Annotated in this window: 15 protein-coding genes and 1 tRNA gene; 7 read left to right on the top strand and 9 right to left on the bottom strand. The window is 72.7% G+C overall.

Features of this window, described 5'->3' with window-relative positions:
- Nucleotides 1-174: 174 nt before the first annotated feature.
- The 4 genes from ACFY1T_RS16945 to ACFY1T_RS16960 form a co-directional block, all read right to left on the bottom strand.
- Nucleotides 175-714 carry an EF-hand domain-containing protein gene (locus ACFY1T_RS16945; protein ID WP_390788806.1) on the bottom strand — a complete coding sequence of 180 codons (540 nt, stop codon included), beginning with the start codon at nucleotides 712-714 and terminating at the stop codon, nucleotides 175-177.
- Nucleotides 715-1,052: 338 nt separating this feature from the next.
- A complete protein-coding gene (locus ACFY1T_RS16950; protein WP_390788807.1) occupies nucleotides 1,053-1,895 on the bottom strand; it encodes a hypothetical protein in 843 nt (280 codons plus the stop codon).
- 302 nt (nucleotides 1,896-2,197) lie between these two features.
- A complete protein-coding gene (locus tag ACFY1T_RS16955) occupies nucleotides 2,198-3,040 on the bottom strand; it encodes a tyrosinase family protein (RefSeq protein ID WP_390788808.1) in 843 nt (280 codons plus the stop codon).
- Complete coding sequence (locus ACFY1T_RS16960; RefSeq protein WP_390788809.1) at nucleotides 3,037-3,453, bottom strand: tyrosinase family oxidase copper chaperone; 417 nt, start codon at nucleotides 3,451-3,453, stop codon at nucleotides 3,037-3,039. Before ACFY1T_RS16960 ends, ACFY1T_RS16955 begins: the two co-directional genes overlap by 4 nt.
- A 308-nt stretch (nucleotides 3,454-3,761) precedes the next feature.
- On the opposite strand from ACFY1T_RS16960, the gene ACFY1T_RS16965 reads away from it, so the two are divergent.
- On the top strand, nucleotides 3,762-4,550 hold the full coding sequence (locus ACFY1T_RS16965; protein WP_390788810.1) for a hypothetical protein: 789 nt from the start codon (nucleotides 3,762-3,764) through the stop codon (nucleotides 4,548-4,550).
- Here ACFY1T_RS16965 and ACFY1T_RS16970 read toward each other — a convergent pair.
- Nucleotides 4,519-5,505, bottom strand: a complete 987-nt coding sequence (locus ACFY1T_RS16970; RefSeq protein WP_390788811.1) for a hypothetical protein — start codon at nucleotides 5,503-5,505, stop codon at nucleotides 4,519-4,521. The genes ACFY1T_RS16965 and ACFY1T_RS16970 overlap by 32 nt on opposite strands.
- A gap of 35 nt (nucleotides 5,506-5,540) precedes the next feature.
- Between ACFY1T_RS16970 and ACFY1T_RS16975 the strand changes: the two genes are divergently transcribed.
- The gene (locus tag ACFY1T_RS16975) at nucleotides 5,541-6,905 is read left to right on the top strand and encodes a 2OG-Fe(II) oxygenase (protein ID WP_390788812.1); all 1,365 of its coding nucleotides are present in this window, start codon (nucleotides 5,541-5,543) and stop codon (nucleotides 6,903-6,905) included.
- Nucleotides 6,902-9,130, top strand: coding sequence for a sulfotransferase (locus tag ACFY1T_RS16980; protein ID WP_390788813.1), 2,229 nt, complete (start codon nucleotides 6,902-6,904; stop codon nucleotides 9,128-9,130). Before ACFY1T_RS16975 ends, ACFY1T_RS16980 begins: the two co-directional genes overlap by 4 nt.
- 35 nt (nucleotides 9,131-9,165) lie before the next feature.
- On the opposite strand, the gene ACFY1T_RS16985 is transcribed toward ACFY1T_RS16980, so the two are convergent.
- Nucleotides 9,166-9,984: an aspartyl/asparaginyl beta-hydroxylase domain-containing protein gene (locus tag ACFY1T_RS16985; protein WP_390788814.1), complete on the bottom strand. Its 819-nt coding sequence runs from the start codon at nucleotides 9,982-9,984 to the stop codon at nucleotides 9,166-9,168.
- Nucleotides 9,981-10,745, bottom strand: a complete 765-nt coding sequence (locus tag ACFY1T_RS16990; RefSeq protein WP_390788815.1) for a polysaccharide pyruvyl transferase family protein — start codon at nucleotides 10,743-10,745, stop codon at nucleotides 9,981-9,983. The genes ACFY1T_RS16985 and ACFY1T_RS16990 overlap by 4 nt, the downstream gene beginning before the upstream one ends.
- A gap of 63 nt (nucleotides 10,746-10,808) precedes the next feature.
- On the opposite strand from ACFY1T_RS16990, the gene ACFY1T_RS16995 reads away from it, so the two are divergent.
- From ACFY1T_RS16995 to ACFY1T_RS17005, 3 genes are all read left to right on the top strand, one after another.
- Entirely contained in the window at nucleotides 10,809-11,576 is a 768-nt protein-coding gene (locus ACFY1T_RS16995; RefSeq protein ID WP_390788816.1) for a hypothetical protein, read from the top strand.
- The gene (locus ACFY1T_RS17000) at nucleotides 11,558-12,025 is read left to right on the top strand and encodes a hypothetical protein (protein WP_390788817.1); all 468 of its coding nucleotides are present in this window, start codon (nucleotides 11,558-11,560) and stop codon (nucleotides 12,023-12,025) included. Before ACFY1T_RS16995 ends, ACFY1T_RS17000 begins: the two co-directional genes overlap by 19 nt.
- A gap of 221 nt (nucleotides 12,026-12,246) precedes the next feature.
- Nucleotides 12,247-12,323 (top strand) — tRNA-Met (locus tag ACFY1T_RS17005).
- 181 nt (nucleotides 12,324-12,504) lie between these two features.
- On the opposite strand, the gene ACFY1T_RS17010 is transcribed toward ACFY1T_RS17005, so the two are convergent.
- A complete protein-coding gene (locus ACFY1T_RS17010; RefSeq protein WP_390788818.1) occupies nucleotides 12,505-12,729 on the bottom strand; it encodes a hypothetical protein in 225 nt (74 codons plus the stop codon).
- 667 nt (nucleotides 12,730-13,396) lie between these two features.
- On the opposite strand from ACFY1T_RS17010, the gene ACFY1T_RS17015 reads away from it, so the two are divergent.
- Nucleotides 13,397-13,756 carry a hypothetical protein gene (locus ACFY1T_RS17015; RefSeq protein ID WP_390788819.1) on the top strand — a complete coding sequence of 120 codons (360 nt, stop codon included), beginning with the start codon at nucleotides 13,397-13,399 and terminating at the stop codon, nucleotides 13,754-13,756.
- Between the two features lie 171 nt (nucleotides 13,757-13,927).
- Here the strand turns inward: ACFY1T_RS17015 and ACFY1T_RS17020 are convergent, their stop codons facing one another.
- Nucleotides 13,928-14,947, bottom strand: coding sequence for a helix-turn-helix domain-containing protein (locus ACFY1T_RS17020; protein ID WP_390788820.1), 1,020 nt, complete (start codon nucleotides 14,945-14,947; stop codon nucleotides 13,928-13,930).
- Between the last annotated feature and the right edge of the window lie 40 nt (nucleotides 14,948-14,987).

Below are 14,987 nucleotides of genomic sequence, written 5' to 3' on the forward strand. Positions count from 1 at the left end.
TTGGGCTCCTTGCAGGACTACCGGTGGTGGTGCAGGCCGGATGCCTGCCACCCCGAGGTCCTTGCTGCCCGATGCCGCGAACGCGCCCAGGTCCGCAGCCGATGCCAGGCGTCCGGGGACGGCCGCGGGTTCAAGGCTCGCGGTCAACCCCGGCGAACGTGCGTGGACAACGCACTAGTCTGCGAACCGGCCGCACAGCCAGTTGCCCGGCTCCGCCGGATCGTCGCTGATCCAGAACTGGCGCCACAGCAGCGCGAACTCCTCGCGGCTGAGGTGCCCGTCCCCGTTGAGGTCGAGCAGCTCGAAGACCCCGTCCAGCGGGACCGGCCGCCCGTTCCACGTCTCGACGAGCCTGCGGTGCTCGGCCGGGGAGATCACCCCGTCACCGTTCTCGTCCACCGCCTCGAAGACGGTTTCGGCAGTCGCCGTGACGGTCGCGACCATGGCGGGCAGTTCATCCACCAGTGCGAGCAGCTCGCCCATGTCGACCGCCCCGTCCCCGTTGGCGTCCCCCCGTTCCAGCAGGGCCGCCCACCACCCCATCAGCAGTGACTCCAGGCGCGCCCGCAGCTCCGTCTCGGCCGCCACCCTCGGCAGCTGCTCCCAGCGCGCGACGAGCGCCCGGAAATCCGCCTCGCGCAGGAAACCGTCCCCGTCCGCGTCGAATGCGGCGAACATCTCCTCGAGCTTCCGCTCCTGGAACTCACTGGCCACAAGCGCCTCCCCCACACCACCCCGGAACGATCCCTGACGGCGTGTCATCCTAGGCCGCACCGCCGCCCGGCCCCCACCAGCACATCTGCCCGAATCCTCACCTGTTCGGGCCGCCCCGAGTGCCGGAACCGTACGCCCTCTCGTGCTCCGGTTCACGCCCCACCGGCCACCTCCCTGCGGTGAGCGGGGCGTACTGGCGCCCGGTGACGTGTCCGGCAACGGCTGCCGGCGATTGGCGACCGGTCAGCAGTACGAGGCCACCCTTGGAGGTGGCGTGGTCGCGAGGGCCCCGCGACGTCGGTCCGCCGACGTCACGGGAAGGCGGCGGAGCGGGCCGGTCAGGGCTTGTCGCAGGCGGGCGCGGCCTGGGCCCTGGAGTTCCACGATTCGGAGTTGACCATGAGGGGCCTTCCCGACGGCTTCCACCCCGCCGTCCGCGCGACCGCCCCACCGCTGTTGCGGATCCAGGCCCTGTCCATGGGGTCCATGAACTCCAGGCGGAGCTGGGCGAGGTCGCCTTCGACGAGCTTCACGGAGGGTTCCTCCACGGCCATGGAATCCAGCAAGGACCGGTACGTGATGTTGATCTGCTTGCACGGCTGCAGCAGGTCGAGGTCCCACCGGACGTTGCTCCCCGGAAGGGTGAGCCGCATCGCCATGACCCGGGAACTGCCGTTCACCACGATCACCTCCGAGCCCATCCGGTAGAAGTCGACCAGGTCGGCGTAGGCCTTCTCCCGTGCCTCCTTGGCGCGCTGCTCTTCGTCGACCGCCCGCTGCTCCGCCTTCTGGGCGCGCTGGTCCTCCCTGCCCGCGTACAGCTCGGACCGGATCCCGAGGACCAGGCCGACCAGTGCCGCGACCACCGTGACGGCGGCGACCGCGAACCGTCCGAGATCCCGCACGCTCACCCGGTACGGCTCGGGGTTCGGCTCGTCCGGTGCGCTTCCGCCCGCCGCGGCACCGGCGCCGGCTTCGGCGGCCCCGGCTTCAGCCCCGGCTTCAGCCGGGGCGGCCGCCTCGCGGACGGAGCCTTCCCCCTCCGGCGCGGGCTCAGTCGGCGGTTCCGCGGCCCCCTCCGCGCCGGCCTGGGGCGGGGCTGGGGCACGCCCCTGGGCCGGGGTGGCTTCCCCGTCACCCGGGACGGGCGGCGCGTTCTCTTCGCTTCCACTGTTGCTCATGGGGCATCCATGCCCAGTCGGCGGGCGTGCCGACACCCGGTCCGGATCGCAACAGCCGCCCAGGACAACCCCGTTGACGGGGACCGGCAGACCGGGGTGCCGGAAGACCGGGGTGCCGGGGACGGATCGCCCCGGGCACGTCCACCGGCCCGCCGCGCTGCGCGGGACCGGGGCTCCCGAGTCACCGGCGCGGCCCTGTTCCCGGGCGGCCGGTCAAAGCACTCGCCTGTTCCGGCGCACGGCCGTCGGCACCCGCAAGGACACTCCGCTTCGGCCGGTCCGCTCACTGGCGCTCCCACCGGCTAGAAGCGCTGCCCGCCGCTCTCCGTGTCGAACGTGTAGAAGCGGTGATGGTCGAGCAGGTCGGCCGGGGTCACGTTGTTCCACGGGCTCAGGACGGACCGCAGGTCGACCACGTTCGCCGTCCGGCCGGCGGGCAGGTAGCCCGACTTCGGGTTCTTCGCCTGCCACTCGGCCCACAGCTTGTCGATGAAGGCGTGGTGCAGCCAGAACACCGGGTCGTTGGGAGAGGCAGCGGAGGTCATCTGGCCGCCGACCCACACGTGCACCCGGTTGTGCAGGTTGACGCCCCGCCAGCCCTCCAGGGCGTTGCGGAACCCGCTCGACGTACTGTTCCAGGGAGCGGAGTCGTACACCGGCAGGGCGATCACTGAGTCCACGTCGGCCCGCGTCGGCAGCTGCGGGGTCCCGGAGCCGAGGCCGCGTCGCAGGTACGTGCGCCGGTCAACGCCCGCCGTCAGGGCCCACTTGCCGCCTTGGAAGGCGAACGGCCCGTCGAGCACTTGGCCGTCGCGTTCCCGGCGGGTGCCGCCCATGAAGTCGGAAGCCCACAGGGAGGAGTTGGCCGTACGGTCGGCCGTCCAGTCCCAGTAGGGAAGGGAGACGTTCTTGTCGATCCGCTGGAGCGCCGCCTCGAAGTCCAACAGGAACCGGCGGTGCCAGGGCAGGAAGGAGGGTGAGCGGTGGCCCGTCCGGTCCCCGAAGTCCGAGTCGTTCAGCATGTACCAGTTGTGGGCGTTGACGTACCGGTCGTAGACGCCCGTCCGCTTGAGTTCGAGGACGGCGTTGACGAAGGCGCGCTTCTCGTCCGGCGTGAGGGAGGCCTGGTTCTTGCGGACGGTCACAGCTTGGCCTCTTTGGCGGTGAAGGGGACGAGGCCGGCGCCCTGGAGTTCGCGGACGGCGGCCCGGGCGGCCGAAACCGGGTCCGGGAAGGTCTCGTAGTGGTTGACGACGGTGACCCAACTGCCGTCGGCGTTGGGCATGATGTGCAGGTCGTTGCCGTCGATCTTGACCGTGGGCATCGCCATGCCGTGGTGGCCGCCCGGGCCCACGGTGATCTGGATGCGGTGGCCCTCGTAGGTCTCGTCGATGGCGCCGGTGGGCAGCGAGACGGGCGCTCCGGACGGGGCGGCTGCGCCGGAGGCACCGGCCGCCGGCGCCTGGGAGGCCGGCTTGGACGAGCAGGCGGCCAGTCCGGCGGCCGCGGCAACGGCGGAGCCGAGCCCCAGCGCCCGTCGGCGAGTGATCATGTTCATGGCTTGAATATGTATCAGACGCGCTCGAACACCTGATCGATGTCTCATGCAACTACCGCCCGGTCGGGCTGGAATGGCGACGGGCGCATGCGGGTGCCGGGATCATCTTACGTGGCCATGACAGCAGATACGGGCCAGGCCACATCGTGCCGGCCGACGACAGCACAGCCGCCGCACACCCGGCGTCGCCCGGCCTCGATCCCGGGTGGACCTGCCTCACGGTCCCGGCTTCGACCGTACGGGTTCCACCGCCGCCGGACCAGCCTGTCGGGCGGGCGGCCGCCGTGCCACCCAGTAGCGTGCGGTCCGTGGTCTCCAGCTCCCGGAACACGGCCGTCGCAGGTGTCCTGCACGGGGCGACGGCAGCCGATGCCGCCCGACTCGCGGCTGATCCCGCGCTGAGCGCGGTCATCGTCCCCGACGGCCGCCGCGAGCCGTGGCTGCAGGAGCTGGCCGAGCTCGTGGAGGGGGAACGGCTGGTCATCCCCCGCACCACCCTGCCCTCGGTCACGCCCGCCGAGTTCACCGGCTGGGCGCACACCGCACTGGCCGATGCTCCCGCCTCCGTCGCGGCTCCCCTCGCCGATGCCATGGCCGCGGTCCTGGCCCGGGTCGTGGACACGGCGGGGACGCACAAGGCGATGGTGCGCGTGTTCACGGAGGCCCCCACGCGGCGGTGCGGCTTCCACGTGGACACGGTGCCGCCGCAGGGTCCCACGGTCGGGGCCGTACGGGTGTACAACGGCCCGACCACCGAGTACGTCGCCTGCGAAGACGTCCTCGGAATGGGCGAGTTCTACGCCTACCTGGCACGCCGCGAGCGGCTGTCGCGGCAGGCGGAGCGCGAGCGACAGGCCGGCCGACCCGATGGGACCGCCCTCCCCGAGCTGTGCGCGATGGACGGGAGCCCGTCGTTCCTGCGGCCGGGTGCCGTCGTCCGGCGGGTGCCGGCCGACGCGACCGTCTTCTTCCGGCACCTCGACGTACGACGGCACTGGTCCGTACATCCGGTGACCGACGTGTGGATCCACCGCTCTCCCATGCGCGGTACGGCACGGCTCGTGCTCAACGTGTCCCCGGTCCCCGGTCGGGGGTGAGCAGCACGTGCGTGAGGGAGCCCGGCAAGGAGTCGTCCAGGGCGCTCAACAGACGCAGGACGCGGGCCCCGGCCCGGGCCGGCCCGTGGTGCGCCGCGAACCAGGCCCGGGGCCGCTGTCGGGCGTCGAGCACGGCCCGTACCGCCGCCACCGCGTCGTCCTCCCCGTCGAAGAACACCCCGGTGAACGGGTTGACGTACTGCCAGCCGCCGAGGATCGCCCGGTTGACGACGACCGGCACGTCGAGGCACAGGGCTTCCGCGAGCACCCGTGGCGAGGCGTCGAGCACGGCCGGTACGAACAGGGCCCGCGCCCCCGCGATGACCGCGAGCAGCCGCCGCCACGGCAGTGGCCCGACCATGCGTACGCCTCGGATCGGCTCCGCCCCGGCCGGCGCGTCGACCACCAGGATCCGCAACCCCGTCTCCCGGGCCAGCCTGCGCAGGCAGCGGGCGGCGAGCGGCCAGTTCTTCGCCTCCTGCCGCCACGGCTCCCGGCCGGACACGTGCACGATGTCGGGGCCCGGCGCCACCTCCGTCCCGGCCCCGGCAGCCCCGCCAGCCACCCGGGCCGGATCCACGCGGAGCGGGTCCGTGAAGTCGGACTCGCTCGTCAGCAGCCGGGGCCCGGCCGGCGGCAGGAAGTGCTCCGGATCGCGGAAGCAGTGCAACCACGCCTCGCACAGGAGCCCGTAGTCGCGCTCGTCCCGCCAAGGCGGGCCGGGGAACCCCAGATAGCTGGTGATTCCGGCGAACCGGACGCCGGCGCGGGCCAGGGCGGCCAGCCGCAGGTGGTGTGCGTGCGTCACGACGGGCGCGCGGACCAGGACCCACGGCAGGGGTTCGCCGCCCGGCCCGGTCACCCGCAGGAAGGGCGTGTGCCCGTCCGGGTCCGCGCCCACGCCGGTGCCCGCGCCCGTGCGGAGGCCGGTGCCCGTACCCGCAGCGAGGTCCAACCGTCGTCCCCCCACTCGAATCGGCAGGAGAGTCCATGATCCCGACCATCAGACGCGACTTCTACACGGATGGCAACGGCGGCACGCGGATCGAGATCTTCGACGAGCTGAGCGAGACCGCCAAGGCGGCCCTCTACACGTTCTTCCGGAGGGCCGGCGCACCCCACCTGATGGACGAGGTCGTCCTGCCCCTGTTCTCCGACGGCGATTCGCAGGTCTTCGCCGCCGTACGGGACCGGCCTTGGCCGCCGTGGGGGCTGGGCGCCCGCAACATCGTCGCCTTCGTACAGACCCACCTGGTCGGCGACGGATGCTGGGGCCTGAGCCCCGTGCACGTCGCCGACGAGGACCTGACGAACGTGGGACTGTGCGCCGCCGTGTACAAGGAAGCCCTGGAGACGCTGGCCGTCGACCCGAACGCCGAGGTGCACTACCTCGTCGCCGAGGAATCACGGCTGGCGGACCTGACGCTGCGCCGCGTCGGCTTCGAGCGGTCGGAGGACGCCTTCCTGACCGAGGCCGCGCGCTACCTCACGTACCGTGCCCCGGCCGGTGAGCTGCTGAACCGGCTGGGCCTGGCCGAGGCCGACACGGTCGACGTGCTCGCGGGCGCCCTGGACGACGAGGTGTTCGCGCTCAACGCCGCCTTCCACAACACCATCTACCTGGGCTCGCGTGCGGAATGGGTGGTGGACCGGCCCTCCGTCCCCTCCGAGATCGCCCGGCTGGTCCGCGGCGGCCACTACAGCAAGCCCGCGGGCGTCCCGACGGGCACCGGCCGCTACGAACGGGACGCGGTCGCGGAGGTGGCACAGGGCGTACGGGAGTTCCTCAGCGCATCGGAACACGACGAGTTCCGCGCGTACGTGCTGGACCGGGAATCCGAGTTCAAGCCCGCCACGGTGCGGATGTCCGGATCCGGCGGTTCGGCGGTGGTGGACGAACGGGTGCGCCGCAGTCTGGTCCTCGACGGACTGGGCCCCTACGAAGCCCTGTTCACGGAGCGCATCAAGGAACACCTCCAGCAGATCAGCGGCCGCCTGAACTTCCCGGCGTTCCCGCTGGGCCGCATCGAACTCCAGGTGACCGCCAACGGTGACCGGGACTACTTCGGGATGCACCGCGACAGCGACGACGGGGACACCCGCGAGCTGACCTTCGTGTACTTCTTCTCCGGAGAGCCCCGCAAGTTCTCGGGCGGGGAGCTGCGGGTGTTCGAGACGGTCCCGGAGGACGGGAGGGTGGTCGCCACGGACCGCAGCCAGACGATCGTGCCGCGCGCCAACCTCGCCATGTTCTTCCCGAGCAGACACGACCACGAGGTACTCCCGATCCGGGTTCCGAGCAAGGCGTTCGCGGACGGCCGCTTCAGCGTCACGGGCTGGATCCACCGGCAGTGAGCGACGACCGGGAGACCGGAGCGACCGGAGCCACCCGGGCGGGGGCGGTGCGGGCCGCGACACGGGACCGGGCCCAAGACCGGGCCGGGCGGGCCGAGTGCGGTGCCGAGGCCCTCGCCTGGGCCGTGGTCGCCCGCGTGGCGCTCCCCTCCGGCCGGGCACGCCCCGAAGCCCGCGCCCTGCACCACGCCCTCTTCCCCCGGGCCGAGGGGCTCCTCGCGCGCGCAGTACGGCCCGACGCGGGCGGCGTGCGCGCCCGGTACCTCTTCGCATCCGAGCCCGCGGCAGCGGAGTTCCGGGCCGCCCACGACCCGGCACTCGGCCGTCTGGGCCCGCCCGTCACCGGCGCCGTACGGCCGATCACCGCGGCGGCGGCCACGGGCACCGCACCCGTGATCATCGTCTCGCCGCCGCGCTCGGGCAGCACGGCCCTGTACGAAGCCCTCGCCCGGCACCCCGGCCTGTGGACGGTCGGCGGGGAGAGCGAGGGCGTTATCGAAGGCGTGCCCGGGCTCCACCCGGCGGCCGGCGGGTACGCCTCGCACGCCCTGGACGCCGCACACGCCGACCGGTACGGCGGGGCCGTACGCGCGGGCTTCCTCGCCGGGCTGCGCGATGTGCCCGGCCGGAACCGGCCGGACCACGGCGGCCCCCAGGGTCCGCCGCCGAGGCTGCTCGAGAAGACCCCGGAGAACTGTCTGCGGCTGCCCTTCCTGCTGCGGCTGTTCCCGGACGCCACCGTCGTACACCTGCACCGCGACCCGCGCGACACCGTGGCCAGCATGGTGCGGGCCTGGACCCATCCGGGGTTCGTCAACATCCCGGACCTGCCCGGCTGGCCCCGCCGGGCCTGGCACCTGCTGCTGCCGCCGGGCTGGCGGCGATGGCGGGACGACGACCTGTCCCGGATCGCGGCCCGCCAGTGGGCGGCCGCCACGGAAGCGGTACTGGACAGCCGTGCCGCCGGGCCGCCCGGCATCCGCTGGGTGGACCTCGACTACGCCGAGCTGAGCGCGGCTCCGGCCCGGACGATCCGGTGGCTGGAGCGGGAACTCGGGCTGCCCGCCGGGCCGCCCGGCCGGGACCTCCCGCTCTCCGCGACGACGATCACGCCTCCGCGCCCCGGCAAGTGGCGCAGTACACCCGGCTTCGACCCGTCAGTCCTCGACACCGTGGCGTCCACGTGCCGGCGCCTGACGAACGGACGTACCCCACCCATGCCCCCAACCGTCCGCGGCCTGACCCGGCGTCCTTCCTACGTGTGCTGGCTCGACGAAGGCCCCGCGGATGAAGGCGCTGCGGGCGAAGGCTCCCCGGTCGCAGGCTCCGTGCACGACGCCTCGGCCCCGACGCCCGGCACCGAGCCGGAACACCCGCTCCTCGACCCGGCCGTGGTCCTCCAGGACGGGGTCACCATCCCCTTGGGCCTCGCGGGCCGGGCCCGGTTCCGGGACCGGTTCCTGCCCGACCGGCCGATCCTGTGGACCGACGACCCGTCAACCGGTGCACTCACCCCGTTCTGGGTCTCCCTCGAAGACTTCTGGGCGCTGCGCACCCTGGTCCCGGGACGGCCCCTTCCACCGGCGCTCCCCGCGCGGCTGCGCGCCGCCCTCGCGCGGGCCGGGGCGCTCGGGTCGGCGGGGCTGCGCGCCCTGGCCGCGGCCAGGGCCGAGACCGCCCAGGCCGCGGCCGCCGCGGACTTCGAGCGCGAAGACGTGTGCCGGATCGACCACATGGTCCACCCCCGGCACCGCCTGGCCCTGCTCGAGTACTACGAGCGGCTCATCGCCACCGGCTCGTGGCCGCTGGGGGACGCCCAGGTCGCCGGCCGCTACGGCTGGTACAACGAATCGCTGTCCCGCTTCTTCCACCACCAGTTCCGCTCCCTGGTGGGGCGGATCGCGGGCCGGCCGGTACGCCCCTCGTACTCCTACGTCTCGGCGTACCGCGGTGGCGCGGTCCTGGGCCGCCACGTGGACCGGGAGCAGTGCGAGTACACCGTGTCCCTGCTGCTCGGGGAGTCGGGCCCGGGCATCGAGGGCGGTTGGCCGCTGCACCTGGGAACCCCGCAGGGCGAGGTCAGCCTCGTCCAGCGGCCCGGTCAGGCCGTCCTCTTCAGGGGGACCACGGTGCCGCACGGGCGCCCGCCGTTGCCCGACGGGAGCACGCACACCTCGCTGCTGTTCCACTACGTACCCGCCGAGTTCCGCAGGACCCTGTACTGAAACGGCTCCTGCTGCCACTCCTGCTACCGCTGCCGCTACTGCACCGCGAGCAGGCCGATGCTCCGTGCCTCGGCTTCCCTGACCTGCGGCGCGATGCGCTCCCAGCCGGTGACCGTGCGGCGTCCGACGGGCGGCTGGGTGCGCCGGCGGGTCCGGGTCAGGCCCGCCGGCGCCGGGCCCGGTCCGAACACGGCAGCCGCCGCCTCCGCGGTCAGCAGCATGTCCCAGACAAGGTGGACGCGTTCGGCGGGGCCGCCGTTCTCGGCGGCGTGCACGCAGCCGTGGTTGACGAGGTACACCGATCCGGCCTGCAAGTGGTGCACGTCCCCGTCCAGCGTCAGCGTCGCCGCGGGATGGGTGGTCAGGGGCAGGTGGAAGCGGGCCCGGATGCCCACCGCGCCCGACCGCGCCCGTACGACGCTGTGCTCTTCGTGCGGGGACAGCGAAGCACCCGGCCCGAGCACGTTGACCCGGAAGTTGACCAGGTGCGGCAGGGAGCCGATCAGTGCGGCCAGGACGGGGTGGTGCGCGCCGTGGTGGAAGCGCTTGCCGAAGCAGGACAGGTCGTGGTCGCGGGAGAAGTCGTCGCAGCGGCCGGAGGCGTTGAGCAGGCTGAACTGCTCGACCCGGCCGCGGGGGCCGGTCCACGCCGTCACGTGGCCTGGGTCGCCGGCCAGCGAAGGGTGCTGCCGCGATCGCAGCAGCGCCACCTCGGCGGCGAGGTTCGCGGCGGGGCCGGGTCCGGCCTCCAGCAGCCGCAGGCAACGGATGCCGGGGCGGTGGTAGTTGGCGTCCCGGATGCCGTGGAGGATCCGGCGCAGGCCCTGGTCCGCGTCGTCTTCGTGTGCTGTCAACGGAACGGGCACCTCTCCAGGAGCAGGTCGAGGTCCGGAAGCCGCGCCGGAAGCGTCGCGAAATCGGCGAGCGCTGCCGCATCCAGCCCCGCGCCCGTCCGGCCGACGGACACGGGCGGCGGGACCGGCACGCCGACCGAAAGGAAGTAGTCGTGGAACTTGCTCCCGTCACCGCTCGGCAGGTCCCGGTAGCGGATCCAGACGGCAGGGATCCCGTAGGCGTGGCCGAGGATGATCCCGTGCAGGCTCGACGAGGCGATCAGAGGCGCCCGTACGAGCTGCTCGACGACCTCCTCGACCGGCCGCTGCACGTCGACGAGACGCCAGCCGGCCGGAGTGCCGAGCCGCGCACCGGCCTTGTCGGCGAAGTGCGGCACGACGACGGGACGCCGCCCGGCAACCCGGCCGGCACGGGGCAGGAAACGGGGTACCAGCAGGGCTGGGTCCCCGTAGACCGGCGGACAGGCCGCCCCGGAGCGCAGGGCCGCCTCCCGGGTGAGGGGCCCGCGTACGGCGACCAGGTCGGCCCGCGGGTCGATGTCCTCACCGGCGCACATCACCCCGGCTCCCCAGACGACGGCGCCCGGCCCCGCGAGGGAGACCACGCTGCCCGTGACGAAGTGCTTGCGCCCCGGCGCGTGCGGCGCGACCCACCGGGCCGGGGCGCCGCAGATCCGCCGGACCAGCCAGGGAGTGAGCCTGTCTCCGACATTGCCCTGACTGGGCGCCCGGCACCAGAAGGCGGGCACGGCCTCGACCACGGCACCCACCCTAGTGAGCGGACCGCGCTGTTCATCCGCACCTACCACGGTGACGTCGCCTGGTTGCGCTACGCGCTGGCCGCCATTCGGACGTGGTGCCGGGGCTTCTCGGAGGTGGTCGTCGTCACCCCGCGGACCGGGGCGGCGGCCGTGCGCCGGTCCGTCGGCGACGGGGTCCGCCTGGAGGTGGGCCCGGACCACCGCGACGACTACCTGGGACAGCAGGTCAGCAAGCTGTACGCGGACCAGCTCACCGATGCCGGCCTCATCTGCCACGTCGACTCCGACATGGTCTTCTTCCGCCCCGTCACCCCCGCCGACCTGCTCGTGGACGGGCGTCCGTGGATCGTCCGCCGTCCCGTCACCGAACTCGGCCGGCACCGGCCCTGGCTCGCGCCGACGCAGGACTTCCTCGGGCACCAGGTGTCCTTCGACTTCATGCAGCACCCGCCCTTCACCTATCCGCGCGCGCTGTACGGGGAACTGCGCGCCCTGTGCGCCGACCGCCACGGGATGCCGCTCGACCGGTACGTGGCGAGCCGCCCGCCGCGCGGGTTCTCCGAGTTCAACGCGCTCGGCGCGCACGCCCACGCGGCCCACCGGTCGTCGTTCACCTGGTACGACGCGAGCTCCGGCGCGGCGCCGGAGCTGTGCCGCTGGTACTGGAGCAGGGCGGGCATCGGCACCCGCCTGCGCGAGGAGCTGGACCGGGTGGTCACCGGGCCGGTCGGCGTAACGGAGTGGTGGACCCCGACCACGGCTGGAAGCGTGGCAGCCGCGCCATCTCACGACAGCGGAGAGAGGTACCCCCAGTGGAACAGGCACAGCTGACGCTCGACGAGGTACTCGAATACGTCAAGAACAGGCCGGAAACGACGCGCACCTACCAGGTCCCGCAGGGGGTGATCGCCGCTCTCCCTCTGGCCGAGCCGCCCCACATGCGGCTCCTGAGCGCGTCGGAGATCCAGGAACTGGCCGACTACCTCGACACCTCGCCGAGCTCGCTCAAGGGCCCCTTCAAGGTGTTCGACGCCACGTGCTCCTCCTGCGGGCGTCACATCACCTTCCTCGACTTCGCGAAGACCGCGGTGGACCTGGGCAGGCACGCGAAGGAGGCCCTGCGCACCGTACTGACCGGCAAGAACGGCGAATGGATCACCATCCGCGGCCGCGACGGCGGCCGCCCGGTGGCCTGCGCCCAGTGCGGCCAGGACGTCCCGCGCCTGAAGATGAACGGCTCGTACTCCGAGTACTCGTCGAGCTCCTACGCGTACGCCTGACCCCACGCCCCCGGTCCCCCGCCTCCCGCCGGCGTCAGTCTCCCCGGCCGCCGCCGGGGAGGCGGTGGCGCGGCGACCGGCGCCTGCGCCGCCGGAGATGCACGGGATCCGCTCGGTCCCGTCCGGGACTCCGCCCCCCCCCAGAGGAGCCCCTGGACGGCGCCCTGCAGGAAAACCGGTCGGAGCGGGTCCCGATGGTGCCGTACAGTGGGGTTTACCGACGCGGGGTGGAGCAGCTCGGTAGCTCGCTGGGCTCATAACCCAGAGGTCGCAGGTTCAAATCCTGTCCCCGCTACCACACCGGAAGGGCCCGGATCCGCACATGGATCCGGGCCCTTCCGTCGTGTCCCTGCTGCTCACATGAACGGCAGGTCGACCGGCGGCCCCCGGTCCAACGGGTACCGGGGTCCTACCCCCTGGTAGCGGGGCCTCCCACGCCGCCGGGGAACTCATCGGCCGGAAGATCCCGGCAACCGCCGTCAGATCTGACTGGTCCATACCTCAGGGCCGCCGCCCTCCCACTGGATCGGCCCGTCTTCGGACAAGTCCACATCCTCCAGGCCGGCCCGGCGCAGGAACTCCGACACGTCCCCGGGCGTGAACGCCCGGCCCAGGTCCGCGTCCACACCGAGTGCGTGCACGGTGACCTTGCGTCCGCCCTGCGGGGACACGGGGTGGATCACGATCGCCGTTTTGTCCGCCATACGTCCACAGTGCAGCCCGCCGGCCGATACGGCATCCCGGGGCCCGGCCGGCGATGAAGCCGTGGCTTAGAGCGAGCGTGGCGAGACCCGACCGAGCCTGACGCCTCTTCAAGTTCCTCGGGAACAGGAGCGTTTAGGGGAGAGTTGTTGGGATACACGCGTGGATACCGGAAGGTGCCACCGGCGGGTGCGGCCTTCTGGTGCGGGCTCGGCCGCACGGCGCCCTTCCCCCCGGCGTCGTGCGGCAGGCCCGCCCCGCACGACGGGCTGCCGCCCGGATCCGTACGGAAGCCGCACGCCCAGGGCTACCCCCGGCCGCCTCGCCAGCCGAGAGCCCCGGGCCGTTCGGCCAACCCCCGACAGCGGCGCTCAGACCGCCGCCCCCGGGCCACGGACCCGACGGCAGCAGCCCGGCGCAACGCCCCGCACAAACCCGCCGACCAAGACGGACTCCGCCAGGAACGGTCACCGAGGCGGCGTGTCCGGGTCGTCAGTCGGCCAGGGCGACCAGCCTTCGACACCCGGGCCGGGCAGCGAGATCCGAACGGGTGGCGGCAGGCACGGCGCGCCGGGGCGGCGCGCTGGCGGATCGATTCGCCTCCCGCCGCCCCTTTTAAGGTCGGGCTCGCACCATCCGTGATCATCATCCGGAAGGAACCTTCCCGTCATGAAGCTCCGCACCGCCCTCGGCGCCGGCCTCGGCGCGCTCACCCTCATGCTGTCGATGGCAGGCACCGCCCAGGCCGCCGAAGGCAACTTCACCTATAAGTACGTCGACGGTTACGGAGTGGAGCGGCAGATCACCCTCCACGATCCGCACAGCGGCAAGTGCGTCAACCTCCACGCCGTCGGCGACGACAAGGAGCAGCCGGGCTACGGCCCGCACAACGACACCGACACCGCCGTGACCGTCTACCTCGGCGCGAACTGCCAAGGCCCGCAGTGGCGGCTGAAGGCACACGGCCAGCCCGCCAAGGACAGCTTGGAAGTCCGCTCGGTACGGTTCGACGACCCCGCCGCCTCGTAGCGGCAACAGCCCACGCCGGAAGTCCCGCGCCCACGGCGCCCGCGGACTCGGTCAGCCACACCGCGTCCTGGCCCGGCGCCACCCGGGTCAGGCCGGTGGCGCCGGGAGCGCCGGCGGGCGCGGCGGCTCGCCCAATCCCAGGCAGGGTGATGCAGGTCGTCGAGCCTCCGGTCACCCGCTTTCGGCCGACCCGTGGCGCGGCGGGTGCCGGTTCGGCGGGAGCGAGGCTGCTCGGGCGGAGCGGGCGTACTCGGTGGGAGTCTGACCGTAGTGCTTCTTGAAGGCTCGGGTGAAGTGACTGCCGTCCGCGAACTGCCAGTGTGCGGCGAGTTCCGAAATGCTCAGGCGCCCTGAGGGCGAGACGAGGGCGAGCCGGGCCTCGTGCAGTCGCCGATGGCGGACGTAGGTGGTCACCTGCTCCCCCACCGCGGCGAATGCCCGGTGCAGCGTACGCACGGAGACGTTGAGTTCACGCGCGAGCATCGCCGGAGAAAGGTCTGGATCGGCGAGCCGACGGTCCGCGAGGTCCTTGGCCGCCTGGGTGAGCGCGGGAGCCAACCGGGGTTCCACGTCGTCGAATCGGCCCTTCGCCACCGCCTTGGTCAGCTCGATCAGGGTGTTTTCGGCAGCTTCCACACCGGCTGGGCCGAGGTCGGCCACGGTTGTGTGAATCATGTCCGTAAGGGCCGTCAGCAAGCGCATCTCGGCCGAGTCCGCCGGCCCGGTGACGGCTCGGGTCCCGAGCAGGGGCTTGAGCTCGCCGGGGGGCAGGACGAGGAACTTCGCCGTGAGGTGCGCCGACGTCTCGAAGGCCGTCAGGCCGCCGAGGTGCCGGACGAGGAACTGCCCGGCCGACACGGTCTGTTCGCCGTGGCCGGGTGGGCCGCCCAGAGTCCATGCGCCGCGCCGCACGACGTACATGGCGACCAGATCCTGATCGCCGCCCGGGACGTCCGCGGTCCGGGTCGCCGACGCGGCGTGAAGATCCGCGATCGCCGCGCCGTGCACCTTGGCCACGTTGCCCTTGACCCGGAAGTCACCGATCGTGTCCGGGCTGAAGGCCGGCAGTTGGAAGACATCGTCGCCGACCTGCGTCTCCCACCCGCGCCGGAAAGCGTCGAGTCCCCGCGGTGCGGCGCCCGGGGCGGTCGAGTCCACTGCGAACACCCCGCGCACGCCGTCGACTTCCACTCCAGTACCGCGCATTCCTCTCCGACCCTCTCGTGTGCAC

Origin of the sequence: Streptomyces sp. NPDC001194, from assembly GCF_042896985.1 — a bacterium.
GTDB lineage: Bacteria > Actinomycetota > Actinomycetes > Streptomycetales > Streptomycetaceae > Streptomyces.

What these genes read in the sequence shown, in the direction of transcription:
- ACFY1T_RS16950 (WP_390788807.1), bottom strand. Translation starts at nt 1,895, where the DNA reads ATGAGCAACAGTGGAAGCGAAGAGAACGCGCCGCCCGTCCCGGGTGAC.
- ACFY1T_RS16975 (WP_390788812.1), top strand. Translation starts at nt 5,541, where the DNA reads ATGATCCCGACCATCAGACGCGACTTCTACACGGATGGCAACGGCGGC.
- ACFY1T_RS17010 (WP_390788818.1), bottom strand. Translation starts at nt 12,729, where the DNA reads ATGGCGGACAAAACGGCGATCGTGATCCACCCCGTGTCCCCGCAGGGC.
- ACFY1T_RS17015 (WP_390788819.1), top strand. Translation starts at nt 13,397, where the DNA reads ATGAAGCTCCGCACCGCCCTCGGCGCCGGCCTCGGCGCGCTCACCCTC.
- ACFY1T_RS16960 (WP_390788809.1), bottom strand. Translation starts at nt 3,453, where the DNA reads ATGAACATGATCACTCGCCGACGGGCGCTGGGGCTCGGCTCCGCCGTT.